General features: G+C 46.6%; 20 protein-coding genes and 1 CRISPR repeat array. Of the genes, 11 read left to right on the forward strand and 9 right to left on the reverse strand.

The window, feature by feature from the left end; translation table 11 throughout:
* Positions 1–1,359 (reverse strand): S-type pyocin domain-containing protein (locus AC55NX_RS18820; RefSeq protein ID WP_496997129.1); only part of this gene is annotated, 1,359 nt, incomplete at its 3' end.
* A 168-nt stretch (positions 1,360–1,527) separates the two neighbouring features.
* Positions 1,528–1,731 carry a hypothetical protein gene (locus AC55NX_RS18825; protein WP_496997130.1) on the reverse strand — a complete coding sequence of 68 codons (204 nt, stop codon included), beginning with the start codon at positions 1,729–1,731 and terminating at the stop codon, positions 1,528–1,530.
* Between the two features lie 116 nt (positions 1,732–1,847).
* Here AC55NX_RS18825 and AC55NX_RS18830 point away from each other — a divergent pair, with 116 nt between their 5' ends.
* Positions 1,848–2,567 (forward strand): alpha/beta fold hydrolase, encoded by a 720-nt coding sequence (locus tag AC55NX_RS18830; RefSeq protein ID WP_496997131.1) that lies wholly within the window; start codon positions 1,848–1,850, stop codon positions 2,565–2,567.
* Positions 2,568–2,766: 199 nt separating this feature from the next.
* Here AC55NX_RS18830 and AC55NX_RS18835 read toward each other — a convergent pair whose 3' ends face one another.
* The 3 genes from AC55NX_RS18835 to AC55NX_RS18845 all read right to left on the reverse strand — a co-directional run bounded on the left by AC55NX_RS18835 (position 2,767) and on the right by AC55NX_RS18845 (position 8,691).
* Positions 2,767–3,660, reverse strand: coding sequence for a hypothetical protein (locus AC55NX_RS18835; protein ID WP_496997132.1), 894 nt, complete (start codon positions 3,658–3,660; stop codon positions 2,767–2,769).
* 844 nt (positions 3,661–4,504) lie between these two features.
* A CRISPR array of direct repeats spans positions 4,505–6,060; the repeat unit is 29 nt; unit sequence GTGTTCCCCGTATGCACGGGGATGAACCG.
* Between the two features lie 63 nt (positions 6,061–6,123).
* Complete coding sequence (locus tag AC55NX_RS18840) at positions 6,124–6,309, reverse strand: hypothetical protein (RefSeq protein ID WP_077333058.1); 186 nt, start codon at positions 6,307–6,309, stop codon at positions 6,124–6,126.
* A 1,437-nt stretch (positions 6,310–7,746) separates the two neighbouring features.
* The gene (locus AC55NX_RS18845) at positions 7,747–8,691 is read right to left on the reverse strand and encodes a hypothetical protein (RefSeq protein WP_496997133.1); all 945 of its coding nucleotides are present in this window, start codon (positions 8,689–8,691) and stop codon (positions 7,747–7,749) included.
* Positions 8,692–8,809: 118 nt separating this feature from the next.
* On the opposite strand from AC55NX_RS18845, the gene AC55NX_RS18850 reads away from it, so the two are divergent.
* The 9 genes from AC55NX_RS18850 to AC55NX_RS18890 all read left to right on the forward strand — a co-directional run bounded on the left by AC55NX_RS18850 (position 8,810) and on the right by AC55NX_RS18890 (position 19,468).
* On the forward strand, positions 8,810–9,910 hold the full coding sequence (locus tag AC55NX_RS18850; RefSeq protein ID WP_496997134.1) for a glycoside hydrolase family 25 protein: 1,101 nt from the start codon (positions 8,810–8,812) through the stop codon (positions 9,908–9,910).
* Positions 9,907–10,914, forward strand: coding sequence for a hypothetical protein (locus tag AC55NX_RS18855; RefSeq protein WP_496997135.1), 1,008 nt, complete (start codon positions 9,907–9,909; stop codon positions 10,912–10,914). The genes AC55NX_RS18850 and AC55NX_RS18855 overlap by 4 nt, the downstream gene beginning before the upstream one ends.
* Positions 10,915–11,245: 331 nt before the next feature.
* Positions 11,246–11,665 carry a D-ribose pyranase gene (gene rbsD / locus AC55NX_RS18860; RefSeq protein ID WP_496997136.1) on the forward strand — a complete coding sequence of 140 codons (420 nt, stop codon included), beginning with the start codon at positions 11,246–11,248 and terminating at the stop codon, positions 11,663–11,665.
* A 101-nt stretch (positions 11,666–11,766) separates the two neighbouring features.
* Positions 11,767–13,272: a ribose ABC transporter ATP-binding protein RbsA gene (rbsA, locus tag AC55NX_RS18865; RefSeq protein WP_496997137.1), complete on the forward strand. Its 1,506-nt coding sequence runs from the start codon at positions 11,767–11,769 to the stop codon at positions 13,270–13,272.
* Positions 13,269–14,249 carry a ribose ABC transporter permease gene (gene rbsC / locus AC55NX_RS18870; protein WP_496997138.1) on the forward strand — a complete coding sequence of 327 codons (981 nt, stop codon included), beginning with the start codon at positions 13,269–13,271 and terminating at the stop codon, positions 14,247–14,249. Before rbsA ends, rbsC begins: the two co-directional genes overlap by 4 nt.
* Positions 14,250–14,416: 167 nt before the next feature.
* Positions 14,417–15,295 carry a ribose ABC transporter substrate-binding protein RbsB gene (gene rbsB / locus AC55NX_RS18875; RefSeq protein ID WP_496997139.1) on the forward strand — a complete coding sequence of 293 codons (879 nt, stop codon included), beginning with the start codon at positions 14,417–14,419 and terminating at the stop codon, positions 15,293–15,295.
* Between the two features lie 213 nt (positions 15,296–15,508).
* Complete coding sequence (rbsK, locus tag AC55NX_RS18880) at positions 15,509–16,438, forward strand: ribokinase (RefSeq protein ID WP_496997140.1); 930 nt, start codon at positions 15,509–15,511, stop codon at positions 16,436–16,438.
* Positions 16,439–16,477: 39 nt separating this feature from the next.
* Positions 16,478–17,482 (forward strand): substrate-binding domain-containing protein, encoded by a 1,005-nt coding sequence (locus tag AC55NX_RS18885; protein WP_496997141.1) that lies wholly within the window; start codon positions 16,478–16,480, stop codon positions 17,480–17,482.
* Between the two features lie 321 nt (positions 17,483–17,803).
* On the forward strand, positions 17,804–19,468 hold the full coding sequence (locus AC55NX_RS18890; protein ID WP_496997142.1) for a putative transporter: 1,665 nt from the start codon (positions 17,804–17,806) through the stop codon (positions 19,466–19,468).
* 97 nt (positions 19,469–19,565) lie between these two features.
* Here AC55NX_RS18890 and AC55NX_RS18895 read toward each other — a convergent pair whose 3' ends face one another.
* From AC55NX_RS18895 to AC55NX_RS18910, 4 genes are read right to left on the reverse strand one after another with little or no spacing between them, the layout of a single operon-like run.
* The gene (locus AC55NX_RS18895; RefSeq protein WP_496997143.1) at positions 19,566–20,444 is read right to left on the reverse strand and encodes a metal ABC transporter permease; all 879 of its coding nucleotides are present in this window, start codon (positions 20,442–20,444) and stop codon (positions 19,566–19,568) included.
* Positions 20,434–21,342 (reverse strand): metal ABC transporter permease, encoded by a 909-nt coding sequence (locus AC55NX_RS18900; protein ID WP_496997144.1) that lies wholly within the window; start codon positions 21,340–21,342, stop codon positions 20,434–20,436. Before AC55NX_RS18900 ends, AC55NX_RS18895 begins: the two co-directional genes overlap by 11 nt.
* A gap of 5 nt (positions 21,343–21,347) precedes the next feature.
* Positions 21,348–22,247 carry a metal ABC transporter ATP-binding protein gene (locus AC55NX_RS18905; RefSeq protein WP_059122530.1) on the reverse strand — a complete coding sequence of 300 codons (900 nt, stop codon included), beginning with the start codon at positions 22,245–22,247 and terminating at the stop codon, positions 21,348–21,350.
* Entirely contained in the window at positions 22,244–23,125 is an 882-nt protein-coding gene (locus tag AC55NX_RS18910; RefSeq protein ID WP_496997145.1) for a metal ABC transporter substrate-binding protein, read from the reverse strand. The genes AC55NX_RS18905 and AC55NX_RS18910 overlap by 4 nt, the downstream gene beginning before the upstream one ends.
* Before the next feature lie 529 nt (positions 23,126–23,654).
* Between AC55NX_RS18910 and AC55NX_RS18915 the strand changes: the two genes are divergently transcribed.
* A complete protein-coding gene (locus AC55NX_RS18915) occupies positions 23,655–24,383 on the forward strand; it encodes a MaoC family dehydratase (protein ID WP_496997146.1) in 729 nt (242 codons plus the stop codon).
* Positions 24,384–24,431: the final 48 nt, after the last annotated feature.

Here is a 24,431-nt window from a genome sequence, read left to right on the forward strand (position 1 = left end):
ATTTTCTAAGCCTTTTCTATGTCCATAGTGCCAGTCAGTGATCTCACGACCGCTATTATCCACAAACCGACCATTCAGTTTTCTTGCATTGGCTTCAATCTGTCTTTTGGTCTCAGCCCGAAGAGATGTTCGGTTTAGCTCCGGTTTGGGGTATTTACTCGCACCATACTGACCATTCGGTTGACGCACTTGATGACTATATACCACATACAGCGGTTGTAGTCCGGTATCTGCCGGAAAGGTCAGAATGTAGTCTTGTAAATCTGCATCAGCGATTGGCGTGATGTAGGTGTTGTCAAATTCTTGGCCTTGCTCAGCCTCCGGATACACCCAGATATTGTAAGTTTTCAGGTCAGGAATGGGATTGACAAGGATTGGTTTACCGCCAAAATCACCACTCATCGGTATCCATTCAATGGTGACATCCGGCTCTAACTCAACAACAAATTTATCACCAACCCGAGTCACTTCACGTTTGGGAATATTCACCCTATTGACATGATAACCGTAAATCCGATTATCAGCATTGAACCCTAAGCGGATATTGGTTTCAACCGTGGTTTTATCTATCAGGTCATTTTCATTGTACAGCGTGCCGTCACCAAGCTGGCTGGGCATAAATGCGGCCAGAATGCCAGCCCGACCGACAATTTTCATCGTCAGGTTTGGTAGCTCTGCCAGTGCTGCACCACCAATACGCGTTAAAAAAGCGTCTTCAGTCGCTGCCGTCCCAACCCCCTGACCAATCGCCAGCGTATAGGCAGCATACTCACCCAAAGATGAGAGTTGCTCTCTTTGCGTACCGATATTACACGTTCCCCTTGGCACAAGGGCAGATTTGGCAAAACGAGAGGGTTTGATTGGTGGCTTGTTAAACGTGTCTTGCCATGATGACGGGGGCAGTTGAATGTTATCTAATTCCTGTAATTGTTCCTGACGCTGTTTTGCCAGCCGCTCGGCTAAAGTGAGTTTCACAGGTTCACGTTCAACATAAGGCTCAGTATACACCGAGGCGTTGACACTGCCGACGTAAGATGAGCCAATACCATGATTGACCAGCTCAGCCCGTGCGGTATAGGCCTTGTATGCCAGCCCGTCGAGCTGAGGCTCAACCTCGGGATTGATTCGCCAGTATTGATTGCCCCATTCATCCCGATCCCGAATCAATAAGGGGATGGATGGCGTATCAGTGAGTAAGACTTGATGGCCGCTGCGTAGCTGCTCAAGAAAATCAGCAAAGCGCATTCCGGCAGGCATCACGGATTTGATATCCGATTCGTTCAGGGATGAAAAATCCCCTTCAACCTGAGCAAATTCATAACTCATCAGGTTGTAGATTTGAATGGTTTGATAGTTCATTTGACGTTGTTTATGTATGAATTCAGTTCATATCGATATAGGAGGAGCATTGTACAACAGCGCAATAACAGATAATCCATTATCAATAGAATCAGATGGTTAATGTGGTTTACATTCCATAAATAGGTGGATTTACTGCCTTATTGATGAATAGTAATCACGTTGATGCTATTTCTCAGCTTTTGGTCGTTCATAAATCCCATCGAAAGAGACAAGCTGAACTTCGATTACCCCACCAAAGTATTCAATTTTGACTCGTGGGTCATCTTGCTGTTTTAGCTGAGCGCTGAAGGTTTCATAAAGGGATGCAATAAACTCTCTGACAGGTTGATCAGCATCAAGCAGAGAGTGAGATGATTTATCTTTTTTCATAAGCCTACCAACATCGTTTGTACCCAATGAGCGATGACGCGATGCAATCGCTTCCGTTTATTCTTATCTATATGAATGATTTATATTTTGCTCTCCATTTCTAAAAGGAGAACACAATGGAAATCAATCAAATTATTCTCAATAACAACCTGTTCAGATTTTCTTTGTACAAGAATCATCAATCCGAATCAGAACATGTGGTCATTTTTCTGCTTGGCGCTTTACAGGAGATCGAATCTGTTGATTCATTCTCTCGTAAATTTTCTGAGCATTTGGATTGCTTCACTATAGAAGTTCCCGGAACTGGATGTACTAAACCGCTTGATGCCAGCATTAGTATTCGAGAGCAGGCCATGATGCTTTTAGAATTTATTCATTATATGGGTATGAAAAAAATCCATATCATTGCCTTGTCATATGCAACAGCAATATCGGTGGAACTTTGTGTCCTCTGCCCCGATATCGTTAGTCTGTCGATATGTGGAAGACTTCCAAGCATCCCAGAATCAGGCAGATATGCGACCAAAAAAATGATTGCTGCATCAATGGGTGACAGCAAAGAGTTCGCCAAATTATTCACCAATACAATGACAGTCGATGATCCTGATATTCCCCAAAATAAAGCAATCCGAAAAGTGGTCGAAAGAAACATATCTAAAATGTCACCGGACAGAATGAATATATTCTTTGAGAATACAGTCAGGCTATTAGTGCATCATCCTGATAATATAGAAAATATAAAAAACCCTTGTGCTATTTGTGTGGGCGAATACGACTCATATATTACTAAAGAAAGTGTATTTTATTTTTCAAAACAACTAATGAAATTCAATTAAAAATCCTATTTTCGTCATTTACATAAAATATCCTTAATTTTCATGGATAAAAATTTTCACATTCTATAATGATAGATAATTCTCTAAAGGATGGTCGAGTAGATATTGATTTATTCTTAAATTTATATTTAATCTGGTCAACATAAAACCGTACACATTTTAAGTTGACTTTGTACATCGTGAAGATATAGATCACATTTTATCTGTATTTATCTAATAAAATAATCAGAATCATAACCATCGACTTTCTTTCTTTTTCCTCAAGCCGTCTCAGTACTTCAATAACCAATGTTTCTCGGATATATTGAACATGTTGAACCTTTCTAACTTCATGAAATTCAGGGAAGTATTTCATTTCACTGGTAAATTTATCATAGCTGTTTAATTGAAACCCTCTCATTACCCTAAACCCTATTGATACTGGGAACTGATTAATTTTGTTCGGATTTTCCAGAATGTTGTATTGGTACCTCGACAAACCAAGAGTCCTTGAAATGGTCTCTATAGAGAGATTATTTTCTTCTCTGAATTTCTTTACAGTAATGGCAACAGATCGGTAGTAATCAATAGCGAAAACATCAAGATCTAATTTATCAGGAGGAGAAAGATGACTATGATCTTTCATCTTTCCATATTTTGATTCGATCTGTTGTCTGAATAACAGATACTCCTGTTTTGACTCATCGTTGAGCATATTACAAGCCATGGTCAGAAAAGTATTTAACATTTCTATAGGTAAACGACCGACATGTACAAGCGCTTCAATTAAATTATCACTCATACCTCGATAACGTTTGTTCTGTTTAAACCCGTCAAAAAATGCTGTCATAGGTATCATTGTTATCCATGAATATGCGGCAACCACATGGAGAGGACGCATTGCGGGGTAACTTTGATGCATATAACGTTTTAAGGTGTTTCCTTGTATGCCAGAAAACCGTTTTTCCAATTGCTTAAATGTTAATCCCTGAGCTCTTCTTACATAGGACATTGAAGCCGAGATATTAGAATTAAAATTTACCATCATTGCATCTAAACGATCTATTTCCTGATCGGACACAACTAAACCTTTCTTATTTCCATATTCAGCCATATATACTTAACCCAACTGTTAAAGAATCGATATTCCATTAATTATATAGCCACAAAGATTATTAATTTTTTCAGATATGTCAATCTTGTTTGTGTGTCATTGTTGCTCACAATATCTATGAATAATTAATTTTACATCATATGTTTAATATATGTTTTCACTAAAATCTATTATTAATTCATACAAATACACTGATTCACAGAACTCCAAGTTAAAAGAAGGCGCTAAGCCGGACTCTATCCGCCACGCAAAAACACGGGTGATGAATTCACGTCCGGCAGTCATCACCCCTTTTAAAGCCCTGACCAATTCGTTATCACAATATTGGCTGGTTTTCACCGCTCCGGTGGTTTGGTCAACAGAAAGCTCATAGTAGGGCTTAAATACCTGTGCTTGGCGCTCACAGAACATTACAAGTTTTATATTCCCAGCCTCCGGCTCCTAAATTTGACGCACAATCTGTTTTTCCGGTTTCAGAGACATTAGTGTCTTGTGCGCCAGTTACTCTTGCAGAGATGCAAGAGTCACCAGAAGATCTTTTTGTTTTGGCTTAGTCACGCGTTATCCAGAACCAGCTTTTACGGGCGTCCTGCCCGGAAAAGCCTAACCATTCTTCCTTGAATGGTTTTCTTGGTTGGGTGGTTGATTTGCGTGAAGTGAAACATAGCGAAAGCCAATTTGATTGATGGGAATAGCTGAGCAGGAAAGAGGTGGAATTAATTGTGCACTAAATCCACTATTGCTTCAGCACCTGCAATGTTGAAGACCTTTAAAACCGCCCCCAAATGTTGGTAGATTGTAAATGTTGAAATTTGTATTTATAAATCAACTGACTACAATTAGAGTGTTCCCCGTATGCACGGGGATGAACCGATTAATTTCCCGATAGCACCTATGAGAGCGGCGTGTTCCCCGTATGCACGGGGATGAACCGCTCTTTAGATACGATTCTCAGTGCGGTGGCCGGTGTTCCCCGTATGCACGGGGATGAACCGCAAAACAGCGATACGCCCATCAAAAACAGTAACGTGTTCCCCGTATGCACGGGGATGAACCGAGTTACCGTTAACTTTTTTGATTTGTTGGTCAGTGTTCCCCGTATGCACGGGGATGAACCGGTGCTACAACAGCGCCTTAAATCCGTTAACCGGTGTTCCCCGTATGCACGGGGATGAACCGTGTATGGGGGTATGGTCTAATGGATTGGTTAAGTGTTCCCCGTATGCACGGGGATGAACCGCGATGCTACCCCAGCATTTGCAAGGAAAACCTGTGTTCCCCGTATGCACGGGGATGAACCGTGTGGCAGCGGCAATGCTTGATGATGAGGTTTGTGTTCCCCGTATGCACGGGGATGAACCGCTGTAGAGAGGCAAACGAGCTCCACAGAAAAGGTGTTCCCCGTATGCACGGGGATGAACCGTGCGATCGGTTTGGGATAAACTGGGCTAGCGGGTGTTCCCCGTATGCACGGGGATGAACCGCGACAGGGACACTAGTCTTTTCTTGCAGGGGTGTGTTCCCCGTATGCACGGGGATGAACCGTAATCGCAATTTTAGATGAGGACGGTAATCAAGTGTTCCCCGTATGCACGGGGATGAACCATGCAGATTGCTAATGCTAATAATAAGGCTGATGTGTTCCCCGTATGCACGGGGATGAACCGGGGTTACGCCTGAACAGGTAAGCCAGCAATTAGTGTTCCCCGTATGCACGGGGATGAACCGAATTATTAACAGCGGGAAATCAACCGTCACTCGTGTTCCCCGTATGCACGGGGATGAACCGCTTGGATTGCATTTGATTTATGATAATTATTTGTGTTCCCCGTATGCACGGGGATGAACCGGAAATTATGAAAATTGATTATGAACTGGTAGAGTGTTCCCCGTATGCACGGGGATGAACCGTGCCGCAATCATTTTTTTAAATTTTAGTACACCGTGTTCCCCGTATGCACGGGGATGAACCGTTCTTTTATCGATCTGTCTACGTCGGCAACTGGTGTTCCCCGTATGCACGGGGATGAACCGATTTTTAAAACAAATTAATACAGGCGGGAGTGGTGTTCCCCGTATGCACGGGGATGAACCGCAATTGAAGATGGTGAAACAGTAGACAGCAAGGTGTTCCCCGTATGCACGGGGATGAACCGCAGAATCAAACGCGAATTTCTCGATCAGATTGGTGTTCCCCGTATGCACGGGGATGAACCGGTAGGCCAGCTCTTGATCAAGTTGAAGATTCAGTGTTCCCCGTATGCACGGGGATGAACCGGCATTCGGCACTGGGAAAAACGCCGCAGAAGAGTGTTCCCCGTATGTACGGGGATGAACCGCCTTCCGTGCCCTCTCGGAGCATGATCAGCATGTGTTCCCCGTATGCACGGGGATAAATCGATGTGTGGAGTGGCACGCAGTGCATACCGGTGCCACTCCGCTTGTTTTCAGCCTATCGCCGGTTTACTCATCAAGCATCATTTCTTCTTTCCGCAGATTGATCTCATCAAAGGTAATCAGATTATTGAGGTACAGGAGCACCTCCCGCAGTTCATTTTGATCGACACTGGGGTGGGTATTGGTGATAAGACAATCAATCAGATAGCCGCGGGCGGTCAGGTGTAAGTCAGGATTTAGAGATTTAGGCATAATAACCCTCTTGATGTGGAATATTAAAAACTATCACCACTCAGAGGTTCCTAATCAATGGGTGGTGAACTGGACAAGGTTAGGAACTACCGCCACATCAAAAACGGCCAGCATAGCTGCCTGTGCCCAGCTCACCATAATCGGAGCGAGTAGGCTACACATAAATATCAATTGTCACAAGACTGATAGATGTGTGTCTGATGTATTGCGGGGTTCCTAATCCCGACACCGTTTTTTTCGGTGCCTGTGCAGCGTATGTTTCATCTGGAATGTTGGCGAGTGGTCGCGGTGCGAAACGCGTGTGGTGTAGTGAAATCTCATACTTTTCTAATACTTGGTTTGTCATTTTTTTGCGAGTGATTTCAAAGTATTGGGAGTATTGACCTACGGTCTTACGGTTTGTTTTTCCTAGCCTCCGGCACTGAGTTGTGACGCACATTTTGTTCCTCGATTTCAGAAACATCGGTGCTCAGTGCGCCAGTTACTCTTGCCAAGATGCAAGAGTAACCAGAAGATCTTTTTTGTTTGGCTGAATCGCACGTTGTCCAGAACTAGCTTTTACGGGCGTCCTGCCCGGAAAAGCCTAACCATTCTTCCTTGAATGGTTTTCTTCGGTGGATGGTTTGTTTGAGTGAAGTGAAACATGTTTAGAACGAAGCTCAATTGATCGATGCTCTCAGGGTAAAATTCATGGATGAATTTTAAGCTTTTCGTGAGCAGGAGCGAATAAAAGCGCCCCTGATTACGTGCGCTGAACTCAAAAAAGATGCTTTTGGTTACTTTTGAGATCTATCAAAAGTAACTGGGGCGCGTTCGAGGATACTAATGAAATCGAAGAAAGTCATTGCGTCCCAAACTCAGCATCATCCTTTTACTTTTCCAGCCATCGGCATTGCAGTTTGACGCACAACTGGTTCTCCGATTTCAGAGACATCGGTGCTCTGTGCGCCAGTCACTCTTGCAGAGATGCAAGAGTAACCAGAAGATCTTTTTTTGTTTGGCTTGGGCTCACGCTTTCCAGAACCAGCTTTTACGGGCGTCCTGCCCGGAAAAGCCTAACCATTCTTCCTTGAATGGTTTTCTTGGTTGGGTGGCTCATTTGAGTGGGGTGAAACACTGAATCAACGAAACTCAATTGATCGATGATCTCAGGGTAAAATTCAGGGATGAATTTTAAGCTTTTCGTGAGCAGGAGCGAATAAAAGCGTCCCTGATAACAGGCACTGAACTCAACCCCTAGGCCTTTTGGGGTACTTTTTCGGCCATGAAAAAGTATCTGGGGCGCTTCGAAGATGTTGATGAAATCGAGGGACTTGATTGCGCACCAAACCGCAGAGGCACAATTTTATCTTCCCAGCCTCCGGCACCCAAAGAAACTCAATTGATCGATGCTCTCAGGGTAAAAAATCAGAAAACCGTATTCAGCATATTTTTCACTCACCAATGCTCCACCACACATACAGAGTGATTGGTCACCGCACCATGATCGACATTAATCCAGTCCGGGGCGGTAATGGCACAGGTGTTTTGTGGCCGGGTATAGACGGTGATTTCTTCTGCACTGATTTGGTCGTTTTCATAGATGAGCAAACGGCGTTTTTGCAGGAGCAGCGTCCGGGCATCGAGCCATAATTGCAGGCTGACCGATGTATTACTTTGAGCTGATATATTACTTTGAGTAGACGTATTGTTTTGATCAGATTTACGGCTTTGATCAGATTTATTGCCTTGGTGCGGTGTCTGGGCCATGCGCAGAAACAAATAAGAAGCTTGATGAATGGTGGCCCGGCCGACGTATTCGAGTTGCAGATCCGAGAGCTCAGTGGCGATATGTTCCGGCATGAAGTTTTGGTTAAAAGTGATTCGTTCTTTGATTTGTGCCTGATCCTCAATATCAAACCATAGCCCGGTGTTAATAAACAGGTGCTGACCAAGGTTGATCCATTCGTCTAAAGCATATTTGTCCCCGTCCCGGATCGCCTGACTGACATGCGCCTGATCCGGTTTGATACAGTCGATACGCCAGCTTTGAAGAATCCCCTTGTTGGTCGCACTTTGATATGACAGCGCTGAAAAGCACTGCTCACGGTTTGCCGCCTGAATGATATTGTCAATCAATCCCGCTGGCGGTTCGATTTCTGTCCATCCTGAATCCGGCAACTGAATATTTTGTTGCAGAATCAGCGCGATTTCTCCGGTCATTTCATGGGGTGTCGTCCCGGAAAAAATACTTTTGGCCGTCGGTGGCGTCGCAAACTCAACATTCGCTACATCCTGTTGGGTATTTTTTTGATTGATGTATGCAAGCCAAATTGATCCAACCATGATGAGGCCAGAGAACACAGCTACAAAAGTAATTATCAAAATTGCTGACTGGCTCATCTGAATTACCTATCCATACTGTGTAACCGATAGAGTCATTATATACCTGAATGATTGTATATGCGTATGATTGATCGTTTCGTTGTAACGCCGGTAAGCATGGCATCGGTGGTTCAATTTGGCGTCAGGAGGGGCGGTTAAATTCGTCGAAACCACCGAGTTTCGAGGCAATGTTGTCGATAACATGGCAAAACTGAGTACAAAATTAACGGTTAGAACGGAACCCATTAGCGGCATCTGTTTATGGCGGGGGATGGCAGAAAAAGCAGTGGCAGGGCAAGTGGGACCGGGAGAAGCAATGGCAGGGAATGCGATGACAGCAAGCGTCACGACAGAGAAAGGGATGGCAGTGAAAGCGGTATTATTTGCTGTTGTGGTCGGTTTATTTGTCGGCAGCTACCTGTTTCTCTCCCGGCCGTTGCTTCATTCATTATCAAGCGCAATGCCATCAGCGGCCAAATCGTCCGGTTCATTACCGGCACCAGCGATTCCGGCTACACCCCGTTCACCTCAGACGGAACAATCAATATCGTCACACCCGGAGGATCGTGATGTGGTTGTTTCGCGTGTCACCGCATCACAGGAACAAACCGAGGGAAAACGTCAACGGGTGCATGGGATTGATGTGTCTCACGATCAGGGGCGGGTGGTGTGGCGCGATGTGATTGCATCCGGGATCGACTTTGTCTATCTGAAAGCGTCGGACGGGATGATGTTTCTCGATCCGATGTTTGCTGCCAATATGCAGGCGCTGATGCCGCATCCGATTCTTGTCGGGGCTTACCACTTTTTTGAAGCCGGGGATGACCCCCACCGACAACTGCATAATTTTTTGCGGGCGACCCAAGGGCACCCACTCACGCTGGCACCGATGGTGGATGTCGAAGTGTCGCGGGGTGTCAAACCGAAGGTATTACAAGCCCGTTTGCGGCAGTTTTTAAAAGGGGTTGAAAAAGCGACAGGGTGTATACCGGTGATCTATTCCTATGGTGATTTCTGGCAGGCCTATATCGGGCGCTCGTTCAATGATTATCCGTTTTGGCTGGCTGACTATTCAGCGGAAATATCGCGACCGGCAGGATTGCAGCATATTCAGCTCTGGCAGCACTCTGAACGAGGGCGGCTGCCGGGAATTCGCGGTGCGGTGGATCTGGATAAAGCCCTTGATAATACGGCTCTGGAAACGATTCGTTGTCAGGTCCGCCGGGGGGCAATATGAGTACAACTGCAACACTGAAACCGCCCGCTCAACAAAGCGCAGTGGCGGAGAAACCCTCTGTCTCTCATTCGGAAGAATCATCTTCGCCCGCTCGCAAGACGGCCGATTCTAACTCATCATCCGCTTCACAAATCAGCCGTTGGTGGCTGTTGTGTGCCATTGTGTTGATCGGGGGTGCCGCTTTTTTCTGGTGGTCCGCGCCGTCCTCTCCGGCCGGCGGTGACCCGACCGGCGATCCGTTATATCGTGCAAACTTGTTGTATCTGACCCACACGGAGCAGGAAGCCGGTGCAGAACTATTGCACTTGTTGGAGCTGGATGCCCTGATCAATGTCGCCGGTAGCAGTCAGTTCGGGGTGTCGTTTATTGTCGATATGAATGTTGAAGTGGGTCGCATTCTGAAGCGTCTGAATCAGGTTCTTGAACGGGGCTCTGAAGCGGTCGCGGTTGCTCTGGCGGCTATTGCGTTATTGCAGGTGGTGGTGATTGTTGCAGAACTGGCAACGCCTTGGCTGTTTCTGATTTTTATCGGTCTTTGCCTGAGCTGGCTGATACTGGCTCTGGTTCACCGCGCTGTTTTGCAATGGTCCGTTGCCAAAAAGTTGTTACGCCTGACAGCGACGTTGTTTTTGCTCTGCTGGCTGATCATTCCCTACGCGCTGCATTTGAGTGTTGTGGTGAGCACTGTGATTGAGAAGAATTTTACTGAGCCGACAGGCTTCGGGTATTTCTCTGCGGTTGCCGGTGAACTTCAAGGTCATGAACGTCATCAGGGCGATCTGAAAGCACATGCCAAAAGCAGTGTGGCGTTGCTGCATAAGGCAACATCCGCAAAACTTCATCACAAAGTCGAACGCGGTCTGTTGGTGGTGATTCAGTTTGCCATCAAAATGGTGTTGGGGTTGATCGTCGTGCCGCTGGGGCTTGCGGTGTTATTGCATCATCTGTTATGCCGGGTTTTACTGCACCACCTGATGGTTGAAAAACCGTCTGTACCGGTGTAGTTCGTGACTGCAGCCCGTTGATAGGCGGGAATTGAAATCGCAACAGGGCTGAAAATAGCCATCAGATTCTATACGTTCATTTTCATAATCATGATTCACTCATCAAATCACGTTTATTCAGTGATCTCCTTCAATATTTTTAGTGAGTTTAAGTAACTTTCACTGATCTGCTTCACAGTCTGAATTTTACTGGGATTCAAACTTTTCAGATTCATATATGATTCTATCGAAACGTTTCGATGAATGTTTTTTATACATTTGATTCGGAACTCAACGGCAAAAGTTGATCACAGTGCTGATCAGTGTTTTGCACGATTGTTGAGGCATTGTGATGAAAAAAAATCAGTTATTGAACTCAGAACTCTCTTATTTGGTTGCGACGTTAGGGCATACGGACGAAGTGACCGTCTGTGATGCCGGATTACCCATTCCGGAAACGACATCGCGTATTGACCTTGCTTTAACTTACGGTGTGCCGGGATTTATTGACACGGTGCGCACGTTATTGGCAGAAATGCAGATCGAAGGGGTTGTTCTTGCCGCTGAATTTCGTGAAGTCAGCCCGCATTTACATGCAGAATTGCAGAATTTACTGGCAATTGAAGAGCAAAAAACCGGTAAAACGATTCGTCAGACCTATATTAGTCATGAAGAGTTTAAGATCCGCTCCGGAGAGAGTCGGGCGATTGTGCGGACTGGTGAATGCACACCGTATGCCAATGTTATTTTTCAGGCCGGTGTCGTTTTTTAGTCTGGGAACAGGTAGTTTGAGAACAGATAGTTTGAGAACAGATAGTTCGGGATCAGATAGTAGTAGTTCCGGCAGCATCCAGAGCGAATTGAGGTGAAATCATGGTAGAACCCATTTTAGCACTCAGCCAGATAGACAAAGCATTTCCCGGCGTGAAAGCGCTCGATGGTGCCAGCTTGAATGTCTATCCCGGACGAGTGATGGCGTTGATGGGAGAAAACGGCGCAGGAAAATCCACACTGATGAAAGTGTTGACTGGCATTTATACCAAAGATGCCGGAGAGATTCTTTATCAACAAGAGCGTGCTGCTTTTGCCGGGCCGAGAAATTCTCAGGAAGCCGGTATCTCTATTATTCATCAGGAGTTAAATCTGATTCCTGAGTTGACGATTGCAGAGAATATCTTTTTGGGGCGGGAAAAGATCAATCGTTTCGGTCGGATCTTGTGGCAAGAGATGTATCAGGATGCAGACCGTTTGTTGGCCCGGCTGAATGTGCGTCGTAGCTCGAAAACGCTACTGGGCCAGTTGAGCCTCGGCGAGCAGCAGATGGTCGAAATTGCTAAAGCGCTTTCGTTTAAATCGAAAGTCATCATTATGGATGAGCCGACAGATGCCCTGACTGATACTGAAACAGAATCCCTGTTTAGTGTCATCCGGGAACTGCGTGACCAAGGTTGTGGCATTGTCTATATATCTCACCGGCTGAAAGAAATTTTTGAAGTTTGCGATGATGTCACGGTACTGCGAGACGGTAAATTCATCAGTCAGCGTCCGGTCGATGAAATCGATGAAGACACGCTGATCGAGATGATGGTGGGCCGTAAACTTGAAGAACAATATCCGCGGATGGATTCGATGACGGGTGAGATCACGATGGAAGTGAGCGGCCTGACCGGATCCGGAGTTCACGATGTGAGCTTTGTGCTGAAACGCGGTGAGATTTTGGGGGTTTCCGGTTTGATGGGAGCCGGGCGTACCGAGTTGATGAAAGTGATTTATGGTGCATTTCCCCGGGAGAAAGGGGAAGTGAGATTAGATGGCAAGGTCGTCTCACCGAACACGCCTCAAGAAGGTTTGGCCAGCGGCATCGCTTATATCTCGGAAGACCGTAAAGGTGACGGGCTCGTTCTGGGCTTATCCGTCAAAGAGAATATGTCGTTGTGTGCCCTGAATCACCTGTCGAAAGGGATGCAAATTGACCATCAGAATGAGAGAGAGGCCGTCGCAGATTTCATCCGTCTGTTTAATATTAAAACCCCTTCTCAGGATCAGATTATCGGTAACTTATCGGGCGGTAATCAGCAGAAAGTTGCGATTGCCAAAGGGTTAATGACCCGGCCGAAAGTGTTGATTCTCGACGAGCCGACCCGCGGTGTGGATGTCGGTGCGAAAAAAGAGATCTATCAACTGATTAACCAGTTTAAAGCGGAAGGGATGAGTATTATTCTCGTATCTTCTGAAATGCCGGAAGTCCTCGGAATGAGCGACAGAATTCTTGTCATGCATGAAGGACGCATTAGTGGCGAGTTTGCGGCGCAGGATGCCAATCAAGAAAACCTGCTGGCGTGTGCCGTGGGTAAGCATATTCACGAGGTAGCAGCATGAATACCAGTTCCATGAATCAACCGACACCCAAGCAACGTAAGTGGTTCAGTAAAGAGTGGCTCATTGAGCAAAAATCATTGATAGCACTGTTGTTTTTGATTCTTGTTGTGTCGTTTCTGAACCCTAACTTTTTCACTGTTGATAACATACTTAACATTCTGCGTCAGACCTCGGTCAATGCCATTATGGCGGTCGGAATGACATTGGTGATTTTAACCGCCGGGATTGACTTGAGTGTCGGCTCTGTACTGGCTTTATGTGGTGCTTTTGCCGCGAGCATGATTGCGCTGGAGCTGCCGGTGTTTGTTGCCGTACCTGTGTCACTGCTGGCTGGTGCCTGTCTGGGCGGGCTGAGCGGGATGATTATCGCCAAAGGCAAAGTGCAGGCGTTTATTGCGACCTTGGTGACTATGACGTTGTTGCGCGGCGTGACAATGGTCTATACCGACGGGCGGCCGATTTCAACCGGATTTACTGATGTTGCGGATAGCTTTGCCTGGTTCGGTACGGGTTATATGTTTGGTATTCCTGTACCGGTCTGGCTGATGGTGATTGTTTTCGGGCTGGCATGGTATCTGTTGAATCACACTCGTTTCGGGCGTTATGTTTATGCACTGGGTGGCAACGAGTCTGCGACCCGATTATCCGGTATTAATGTGGATCGGGTGAAAATCGGTGTCTATGCTATTTGTGGTCTGATGGCGGCTCTGGCGGGTGTGATTGTGACTTCACGTCTTTCTTCGGCACAACCAACCGCTGGTATGGGCTATGAGTTGGATGCGATTGCCGCTGTTGTTTTGGGCGGAACCAGCCTGATGGGTGGTAAAGGCCGAATTATGGGGACACTGGTCGGGGCGTTAATTATCGGATTTTTGAATAATGCGCTTAACCTGTTGGATGTCTCTTCCTACTATCAAATGATTGCCAAAGCGGTTGTGATTTTGCTGGCAGTTTTGGTAGATAATAAAAACAAGTAGTTCGTGTTTAACAAAAATGGTCTGTTTTTAATAAAATAGTTCTTGTTTAATAAAGTAATCCGTATTTAACCAACAAGTAATTAGCAACACCCGTATGTAGTCATACAATCATGGAATCTTGAATCGGGTTAAATGTCGATTCAGAACCTGACAATAAGGAAAACAAGATGAAAAAACTAGTTACGCTAATCTCTACCGCTTTACTTTCGTCTACGATGTCTATTGCAGCGCAGGCGCAGGACACCATCGCGATTGTACTGTCCACGTTGAACAACCCATTTTTTGTCAGCATGAAAGATGGTGCCGAAGCTAAAGCCAAAGATTTGGGCTATAACCTCATCGTTCTGGATTCACAAAACGATCCAAGTAAAGAGCTTTCTAACGTGGAAGACTTAACGGTTCGTGGTGTGAAAGCTATTCTGATCAACCCGACAGATTCTGATGCCGTTTCTAATGCAATCCGGATGGCTAACCGCGCTAAAGTGCCGGTCATCACCCTCGACCGTGGTGCCAGTCATGGTGATGTGGTCAGCCATATTGCATCGGATAACGTTGCCGGTGGTGAAATGGCTGGTGATTTCATCGCCAACAGGCTCGGTGAAAATGCCAAAGTGATTCAGTTGGAAGGGATTGCCGGGACGTCTGCAGCGCGTGAGCGTGGTGAAGGTTTCATGAAAGCCGTTGAAAAACGTCATCTGAACCTGTTAGCCAGCCAACCCGCTGACTTTGACCGGACGAAAGGTTTGAACGTTATGGAGAACCTGCTGGCAGCAAATCCTGATGTACAAGCTGTATTCGCGCAGAACGATGAAATGGCGCTTGGTGCAGTTCGTGCAGTTCAGGCGGCAGGCAAAAAAGTGATGATCGTTGGATTTGACGGCACAGATGACGGCATGAAAGCGGTTCTGCGTGGTCAGTTAGCAGCAACAATTGCTCAACAGCCTGATGTTATCGGTGCTCTGGGTGTTGATATTGCCGACAAAATACTCAAAGGCGGAACCGTTAACAAAAACATTCCTGTACCTTTGAAAGTAATCAGTAACTAAAACAATAGGTCAGCGGCTGGCTGTCGCTGACCTGTCTTCTCTCGATGATGTGTGAGTCAAAGGCGTGTGAGTCAAAGCTTGAATCACATCGTGAGAAAACCTGCTTTTCGATATAAAAGACATCTGATATCGGCAAGGTCTGCATTATCTGGCGTTCAGAATGACGAGAGTTCAGACCTTGCATATATTGAGCTGATTTTCGAGGAAAACCTTATGAGTAAATTAGTTGTACTTGGCAGTGTTAACGCTGATCATGTGTTGCGGGTTCCGACTTTCCCTCGTCCGGGAGAAACACTTCATGGACATGATTATCAGGTGATTCCTGGTGGAAAAGGGGCCAATCAGGCGGTTGCTGCTGCTCGTTTGGGAGCCGATATCAGTTTTATAGCCAGTGTCGGTGATGATCCGTTCGGGGTGAATATCCGGGAAAGTTTTAAGCTGGACGGTATGGATATTTCCGGCGTGAAAATTCAGCCGGACTGCCCGACTGGGATTGCGATGATTCAGGTCACTGATAGCGGTGAAAATGCGATTTGTATCTCTTCTGAAGCGAATGCCCGCCTGACGGCTGAATCTCTGGAAGGTGATCTGGCTCGTATCGGACAAGCGGATTATTTTCTGACTCAGCTGGAAACACCGCTTGAAGGGGTGATTCGTGGTGCTCAGGCTGCCAAAGCAGCAAGCACACAAGTGATTCTCAATCCGGCTCCGGCCCGTTCTCTGCCTGATGAACTGCTCAGCTGTGTGGATATGATTACCCCCAATGAGACTGAAGCAGAGGTTCTGACCGGGGTTGCTGTCACTGATGAGCAAAGTGCCGCGCGTGCTGCTGCGGTTCTGCATGAGAAAGGGATCACCACGGTGTTGATTACTTTGGGCGCGAAAGGTGTCTGGCTGAGTGAAAACGGTCAGGGGAGCGTGATTCCCGGATTCCGGGTTGACGCCATTGATACCACAGCCGCCGGTGATACGTTTAATGGCGCACTGGTGACCGGGCTATTGGAAGGGCTCTCTATGCAGCGTGCGATTCGTTTTGCCCATGCATCTGCTGCGATTTCCGTCACTCGCTTTGGCGCACAGACATCGATTCCGACACGACAAGAAGTGGATGCTTTTCTGGCAGAACAAGACGCTGACAGATAAATCATGATGTAGACGGATAAACCACAAAGGAGAGATCACATGGCGACGATGAAAGATATTGCCAAACGTGCCGGTGTTTCCACATCTACGGTGAGCCATGTGATCAACAAGACTCGTTATGTGAGTGATGAAATTGCCGCCCGGGTCAATCAGGCGGCAAAAGATCTGAATTATTCGCCTTCTGCGTTGGCACGTAGTCTCAAGATGAATCGAACCAAAACGCTCGGTATGTTGGTGACGACCTCAACGAACCCGTTTTTCGGTGAAGTGGTTAAGGGTGTTGAGCGAAGCTGCTATCAAAAGGGTTACAATCTCATCTTATGCAACACCGAAGGCGATGGCCATCGTATGAAAGAATCGATCAACACTTTGCTTGAGAAGCGAGTGGATGGGCTGATTTTAATGTGTTCAGCCCTTGAAGGAGAGCACATTGATGCGTTTGACCGCTTTCCGGGAATGCCTGTGGTGGTGATGGATCGCGGCCCGGTCCATTTTGCCTGCGACAAAATTCAGGATAATTCGTTGCTCGGTGGGTTTATGGCGACCAATTATCTGATTGAGTGCGGTCACCGGGAGATCGGTTGTATTACGGGGCCACTGAAGATACATCAGGCTTATATGCGTTACGAAGGTTTTAAGAAAGCCATGACTAACGCAAAACTACCCATCAATCCGGCATGGATCGCGGAAGCCAATTTTGAATGTGACGGTGGTGTGGACGCGTTTGAACATATTTGTCAGCGGGGGTCGCTGCCTAGCGCCCTGTTTGTCGGTAACGACATGATGGCAATGGGGGTTGTCAATGCTGCCCATGCTCGGGGAATTCGGATTCCCCAGGACTTATCGATTATCGGCTACGATGATATCTATATTGCTAAATATATTACCCCGCCATTAACCACGATCCACCAGCCTAAACATCGTTTAGGGACTGCTGCGGTTGAGGCGTTGGTGAACCGCCTTGATAAACACAAGACCGACGCACAGGTGGTTCATCTCGAACCGACACTGGTGGTTCGGGACAGTGTCCGTGAATATAAATAGCGTCCGTGAAATATAAAAGCATCCGTGAATATATTGCGTGACTCGAAGCTAGCCTTTCCATCTGCCATGAAAATTTAAAACATATAAAAATCATTAAATTGAATTGGTGAACCTATTGTCCTCACAAATTGAACACTTCCTTTTCCAGAATACTGATTAATGTTGCAAATTTTAACCTTTATCAAGAATAGGACAGATCGAAGGTTATAGACTGATTTCAGAACGTTTATTTTTTGCACGCTTGCGATTCAAAACTATTTTATTCAGTGCGGATAAATCTAATTTTTTCATTTTTTAAATCTGATAACGGAAGTAATAACTATGGGCGAAGTCGCACTCTCGATACTCGTCCTGTCCTTAGTGGCAGTGATTGGGTTGTGGTTAGGTGGCTTGAAAATCAAAGGTGTCGGACTCGGTATCGGTGGCGTGCTGTTTGGCGGAATTTTCGTCGGGCATTTCATCAACCAGTTTGGCTGGCACCTTGATAGTCATGCTATGCATTTTATTAAAGAATTTGGTTTGATCCTGTTCGTTTACACCATCGGGATTCAGGTCGGGCCGGGGTTCTTTGCCTCTCTGAAAAGCAGTGGTCTCAAGCTGAACGGACTGGCGGCCGGTATTGTCGTTGTCGGTGGTTTGACGGCCGTGATACTCCATTTTATTTTCAATATACCGCTGCATATTTTCCTCGGTATCTACTCCGGGGCGGTAACCAACACGCCTTCTCTGGCGGCTGGACAGCAGATCCTGCATGAACTGGGAGAAATCGACAGCCAGGTCGATATGCTGGGGCTTGGCTATGCGATGGCCTATCCCTTTGGGATTATCGGGATTTTGCTGTCGATGTGGATTATCCGGATTGTGTTCGAAATCAATGTTGATAAAGAAGCCGAATCTTATGACAACCGCAGTCTGGGTAAGAGCAAAGACCTGTTATCGGTCAATGTGATGATCGAAAATCCGAATATGGATCAGATGAAATTTGCTGAATTGGTCACCTTGATTGGGCAGGGGGTCGTTTGCTCAAGAATGAAAACGCAGGGTAATCTCGTGGTCCCCGGTGAGGATACTACGCTTCATATCGGTGATTATCTGCATTTTGTCAGTGACCGTCAGGATCTGTTGCACAAAGCGGTATTGATTGTCGGACGTGAAGTGTCGGAGTCGCTGTCAACCAAAGGCACTGTGCTGAAAAGTGATCGGGTGGTCGTGACTAACGAAAAAGTGCTCGGCAAGCATTTGGGGGAACTGAGCCTCAAATATAAACATAATGTAGTTATTTCGCGGTTGAATCGGGCTGGTGTGGAGTTGGTGGCAAGCCAAGACTCGGTGCTGCAATTCGGGGATATTCTGTATATTGTCGGTCAGAAAGAAGATATTGAATATGTCGGCAAAATGCTCGGAAATACGGCAAGTAAGCTACATCATGTGCAGATGTTACCGATTTTTATCGGCATCGGTTTAGGCGTGTTACTCGGCTCGATTCCGTTCCAGCTTCCCCATTTACCGGCGCCGCTGAAACTGGGGCTTGCCGGAGGCCCGTTAATTGTTGCCATTATTCTGGCAAGAATCGGTAGCATTGGCCGGCTTTACTGGTTTATGCCGCCCAGTGCGAACCTTGCCTTACGGGAAATTGGTATCGTGCTTTTCTTGGCCGTTGTCGGTATCAGTTCCGGTGGTGATTTCTTTACCACCATCATGGATGGTGAAGGGCTGACGTGGATGGGATACGGGATTGTCATTACGCTGATTCCGCTGCTCACCGTCGGTATGTTTGCGCGCTTTTTCGGTAAAGTGAACTATCTGACGATTTGCGGGCTTATGGCGGGTTCGATGACCGATCCACCGGCACTGGCATTTGCTAATGCGATGCATTCGACCAGTGGTGCTTCATCACTGGCTTATGCGACTGTTTATCCGTTAGTGATGTGTTTAAGGATTCTGACCCCGCAGGTGATCGCTGTGCTGCTTTGGGTGGCCGGCTGATTGACTTGTCGGTCATGGTTCGGTCATGAATCGTGGCATAAAAATACCGCCGGACGGCGGTATTTTTATGTCTGCCCGATGCTCATACGAGCAAAGATTAGTGGGATGCGAGCGTGTTTGTTTCCGGTGACTGTTTGTTGAGTGTTGTCATCCGGGTTTTTAGTTTTGAGAAGGTGAGAGCCAAGACAAAACATGCCGCCTGAACGAGTACGATACATGCACTGGTCGCGCCATCGATATGAAAACTAATCAGAATACCGAGGACGATTGAGCTGAGTGAGACAGCCAGTGCAATCCACATCATATGGGCAAATTGTTTGGTGAGGATAAAAGCGGTCATTCCCGGAGCGACCAGCATTGCGACCACCATGATAACGCCGACGGCTTGAATGGTTGCGACAATGGTCAGTGACAATAGCACCAATAAACCGTAGTGAATCAGTACCACCGGTAATCCGACGACCCGTGCATGGCTACGATCAAAGCAATAGAGTAAGAAATCTTTTCTGAATATGATGATAATGGCAAATACAATCAAGGATAAGGTCACGGTCTGAGTGAATTCAAAATCCTGAATCCCGAGCATATTGCCGAACAGGATATGTAGCAGGTGCTGTTCGGTTTCTATTTTGGTAAAGAGGATCAGACCCAGCGCAAACATGCCCGAATAAACAATCCCCATGACGGTGTCTTCTTTGACCCGGCAATTCTCCTTGATATAACCACTCATCAGGGCACAGGCAAGGCCGGAGATAAATGCGCCGATTGGCAGTGCGATACCCAGTGCGTAGGCAATGACGATGCCCGGTAATACTGCATGGGAGATCGCATCGCCCATCAGCGACCAGCCTTTCAGCACCAGATAACAAGAGAGTACGGCACAGACCGCACCGACTGCCAGACCGGCCCACAGCGCGCGCTGCATAAATTCAAACTGGAAAGGTTCACTGAACCATTGGATGAGATTATCCATCATAACCACCTGATGTGACGATGTTGTGCGTGTGTGTCTCGTCCTCGTCAGCTGAGGCACGATGCCTGACGCTTCTCCGGTTGGCGAGAACGCCATATTTCGGCGCAAAGAAAAACGCGCAGAGAAAGATCAGGGTTTGCAGCAGGACAATGGTGCCGCCCGTTGCGCCATTGAGGTAATAACTGAGATAGGCACCTAAAGCACTGGTAACAAAACCAAGTGTGATGGCAATGATTAACAGCAGGCCAAACCGGTCAGTCAGCAGGTATGCGGTTGCCCCCGGGGTAATCACCATCGCAATCACCAGAATCGCCCCGACAGTTTGGAGTGATGCAACCGTACAAGCACTGAGAATGGTAAAAAACACGATTTTCAATATGGTTGGTGATAAACCCACGGATGACGCTTGTGTTTCATCGAAGAACACCAGCATCAGATCTTTCCACAGCAGTGTCAGCAGCACAAATGACACGCCGGCAATGATCAGCATTTGCATTAAGTCGGACTGGCTGACGGTTAAGATACTGCCGAAAATAATCCCTTCAATATTAATCGACGTCGGATTGAGTGAGATTAATAGCAGCCCGGCGGCAAAAAAAGTGGTGAAAATGAAGCCGATAATGGCATCTTCTTTCAAATGGGAGAGTGAGCGTAGTAATGCGATCCCGATTGAAGCCAGAAAGCCTGCGATAAATGCGCCGACAGAGTAAGGTAATCCCAGTGCATAGGCACCGGCAACACCGGGAACCACCGAATGAGACAGGGCGTCACCAATCAGTGACCAGCCTTTGAGCATCAGAAACGCGGATAAGAATGCACATACCGCACCGACGATAGCACTACTTAAAATGGCGTGCTGCATATATTGATAGTGCAGCGGTTCGAGCAGTAATTCCAACATAGCGGTTACCTCGATGTTGACTGCGGTTGTTCGGGAGGCTGGCCGTCCCGGATCAGCGTCGCACTGTGTTGATCTTTACCATAAAAAACGGCTGGTTTCTCATGGTCTGAGAAGATGGTGACGGCGCGTTCATCCTCATCCTGATGCAACGTCTCACCGAGGATTCCGACATGTTTCAGTACCCCGCCGAAGGTGGCGATCAGGTTCTGCTGGGTGAAGGTATCCTGAATATTGCCGGCGGCAACAATGGTTCGGTTGATAAATACCACTTCATTGCAGTAATCGGGGATATTTCCCAGATTGTGCGTCGAAACTAAGATCAGATGACCTTCTTCTCTGAGTTCTCGGAGCAGATTCATAATCGCTTCTTCGGTGGTAAAGTCTACGCCGGTAAACGGTTCATCAAGTAGAATGGTCTTACTTTCCTGTGCGAGCGCCCGGGCGAGAAACACCCGTTTTTTTTGCCCGCCGGAGAGTTCTCCGATTTGGCGGCTGGCCAGATTTTCAATTCCCATTCGTTGCATCGCCTGCCGGACTTTGTCTTTATCCGCGATACTCGGGCGACGCAGAAAATTCATGAAACCGTAACGTCCTTGCATCACCACATCCCGCACCAGGATCGGGAAGTTCCAGTCAATGTCTTCACTTTGTGGGACATAGGCGACCTGATTCTGTTTGAGTGCGTGGCGAATCGGGCGCTGAGAGAGGAGAATTTCTCCTTGAGAGGTTTTGACCAATCCCATAATGCTTTTGAATAACGTTGATTTACCGCCGCCATTCACACCAACCAGCGCACAGATGGTGCCGCCCTGTAAACTGAAGCTGACATCATGAATTGCTTTGAAACCATTATTGTAAGTAACACTTACTTGAGTTGCTTCAAGGGTGACAGGTTGATGGGTCATGATCGTAATCCTCTGACAATGGTATCGGTGGTAACTTCGAGCAGATCAAGATAAGTCGGAACCGGCCCGTCCCGGGTCGAAAGAGAATCCACATAAAGGACGCCCCCGTAAGTCGCTCCGGTTTCTCTGGCAACCTGCTTGGCGGGACGGTCAGAGATAGTGCTTTCACTGAACAGCACCGCAATATGATGCTGATGGATGGTATCAATTAAAGTTTTCACTTGTTGTGGCGTCCCTTGTTGGTCAGCATTAATCGGCCAGAGAAACGCTTCTTTTAAACCGTAGTCTCTTGCCAGATAGCTGAAAGCGCCTTCACTGGTGACCAGCCAGCGTTTTTCTTCAGGGATGGCTGTCAGTTGCGTGCGAATATGGTCACTCAGTTGTTTGATCTTTTCCTGATAGGCCCGGGCATTGTGATTGTATGTTGCTGCATGAGCCGGATCGTATTTCACCAGTGCCTGACGAATATTTTCTACATAGATCAATGCGTTTTGCGGCGACATCCATGCATGAGGGTTGGGTTTATTTTTATAGGGGCCGGTATAGATCGAGAGCGGCTGAATGCCATCGCTGACCACAACGGAAGGCACATCTTTTACATTGGAGAAAAAACGTTGGAACCACTGCTCCAGATTGAGGCCATTCCACAACACCAGATCTGCGGACTGTGCTTTGATAATATCTTTCGGGGTGGGCTGATAGTTATGAATTTCTGCGCCTGGCTTGGTCAACGAGACAACCTCGGCAGCATCCCCGGCAATATTTTGTGCCATATCCTGAATAATGGTAAATGTCGTCACGACCTTAAACTTTGCCCAGGCCATACCGGGTAACAGCATCAAAGCGCAATAAAATGAGGTTATTAGATATTTTTTCATACAATCGCCACCTTCGGGCCTGATTTAAATTCTATATGAGAATAATTATCATTTAAATTTGTTTGATTGTCTACTGAGCATAGCAAAGTATTCCATCTGTATGGCCGATATCTGTGATAGGTACAAACAATGGTGAGATTGCCGCAAGAGCATAAATGAATAACGGAGTTGAAGCTTTGGGGCATCATGGCACTGATTTTGTATGTAATACAGAGGATGGTCGTTTTTTCACCGCTTTTCGTGCGTTACACCGGGCAGGGTAATATTAAATTTCTATTACATTGATTTATAAGCTTAAAAATAGCCATGGTGTTCATTTGTAACCGATGGATATCATGAACGCAGAGAGATCGTACCAGTGGTGAATCATCGTTCTAATAAAATGGCGTTTTATTCGTAACTTAATGAAAAACATATAAAAAACAGTGTTCAGTTAACGCATGTACGCCCGAAAGTATTTGCACCTTTATGTGAAGTGGTTCAAAATCAGACCGTTACAGACTTCATAATAATGAAGCAAGGAGTTGAGATGAAAGTCGTCGAACTGTTCAAACAACGTGGTGAAATATTAAGCAAGCAGCATGCAGAACTGATGCAGAAGATGCCGCCGGCGATGCGCGAGTATTGGGAAGAATTGCTGACAAAAACCAATAATTTTCACCTGTTTTCGTGGATCAGAGATTTTCATCAGCCAGCGGTGAATGAAGAGGTTAGCCTGCCGAACGATGCAGATGATGTTGCGTTAAAGCGTGAGTCTGCAATTTTCGATCAAGAATCGCTGAAGTTAACCCCCGAAGCTCAAGCTTTATATGAAGAGCTACGGGAGAAAATTGGGGAAGTGATCCACGTTGGGGATTGGTTGTATATTGACCAAGACCGGATTAATCAATTTGGTTCTGTGACTGAGGATACTCAGTGGATTCATACTGATCCGGATCGGGCATCAGTAGAATCACCGTTTAAGACAACCATTGCGCATGGTTTTCTGACCTTGGCATTGTTGCCGAAACTGACTGATAGCGTGAATCCGGAGGTGCCGTTATTTCCGACCGCCAAAATGGTTGTGAATGTCGGTCTGAATCAGGTCCGCTTTCCGTATCCGGTGAAATCGGGTGATCGTGTTCGGGCGAAAAGTATTCTGACCAAAGTAACACCGGTGCGTAAAGGGTTGGAAATCGAGCGGGAAATCCGGGTTGAGATTGAAGGCGTAAGACGTCCTGGCTGTATTGTTGTGTCAGTGATTCAACTGCACTTCTGAGATTGTCACATTGTATGTTGGGTGAATAAAAAGAAACGGGGCTGTGAT

Source organism: Vibrio rubrogenes, from assembly GCF_059641415.1.